This window comes from Bacillus norwichensis (assembly GCF_014836955.1).
GTDB classification, from domain to species: Bacteria; Bacillota; Bacilli; order Bacillales; family Bacillaceae_C; genus Siminovitchia; species Siminovitchia norwichensis.
The window spans coordinates 1-1,275 of the sequence record NZ_JACSPV010000102.1; the positions used below are offsets into that span (position 1 = coordinate 1).

Below are 1,275 nucleotides of genomic sequence, written 5' to 3' on the forward strand. Positions count from 1 at the left end.
AAAAAAACACACGCAAACATCCAATTCTTTTATACTTGAATTGTCTAGAAACAAGCAAAGATTGGAGTTGCGTGCAAATGAATTTTACCATAAAAATCCCCGGCCTTGAAGATGTAATGATCACAAAAGTGGAAGAAGTGGAAGGCCGCATTGCGCTACATATAGAAATGGATGTCAGGGTCCACAAGTGTCCAAGCTGCGGGGGGAGAACCAAGAAAATTCACGATTACCGAGTGCAAAAGATCAAACATTTAAAGTGGTTTGAACGGTTGACGTACCTCTTCTACAAAAAGCGCCGGTATGCCTGTTCGTGCGGGAAGCGATTTGCAGAGGACAACCCTATTGTTCATCGATACCAACGACTTTCTATAGAATGGAATCGGGCAGTAGCCGTCCGAACAGTGAAGGCCAAGACATTTAAGGAAGTTGCCCAGCAGTTTGGCGTTTCCATATCGACTGTTATACGCAGGTTTGACAGGTTGGCCGTAAAAGAAATGACAGAGGTTCAGGAGCTGCCTAGGATAATCGCCATAGATGAGTACAAAGGAGATACTAAAGAAGGAAAGTATCAATTGATTATTGCCAACGGAGAAACGAAGGAACCCATTGATATCTTACCAAACCGAAAAAAGAAGACCATCAAGGATTATCTCCAAAAACATGGATCTAATGTGGAAGTGGTGATTATGGACATGAGCCCTTCTTTTAAAGCAGCTGTCCGCAAGGCGCTGGGTAGGCCGGTTATTGTAGCCGATCGTTTTCATTTTTGTCGTTATATCTATTGGGCTCTTGATGGGGTCAGAAGAAGAGTCCAGGCTGATTGGAATGATTATGACCGGAAGAAATGTAAAAGGATGCGCTATGTGTTTTACAAGGACAGTGAAAAGCTGTCCGAAGAGGACCGCTGGTATTTGGACAGGTATCTCGGGATGGACAAAGAGCTTCGCAGAGCTTACGAGCTGAAAGAGTCATATTGTCGCTGGTTCAAGCAGGCAAAGGAAAATGGACAGGAAAAGATGAAAGAAACTCAGCAAGGACTTATTGATTTTTACAGGAAGGTCCAACAAGAGGGGCTCCCTGAATTTGTGAAGGCAATCCGTACATTGAGGAACTGGCAGACGGAGATACTAAACAGCTTTTTATTTGATTACTCAAATGGCTTTCTAGAGGGGATTAATAATCTGACAAAAGTCATGAAGAGGAACGCCTTTGGTTTTAGGAATTTCCTTCGGGCAAGGGCGAGAATACTGCTTTTACATAAGTATAAAAAAATTG

1 protein-coding gene is annotated in these 1,275 nt (G+C 42.9%); it reads left to right on the forward strand.

Features of this window, described 5'->3' with window-relative positions; translation table 11 throughout:
* Positions 1 to 71: 71 nt before the first annotated feature.
* Positions 72 to 1,275 (forward strand): ISL3 family transposase (locus H9631_RS22110; protein WP_404801767.1); only part of this gene is annotated, 1,204 nt, incomplete at its 3' end.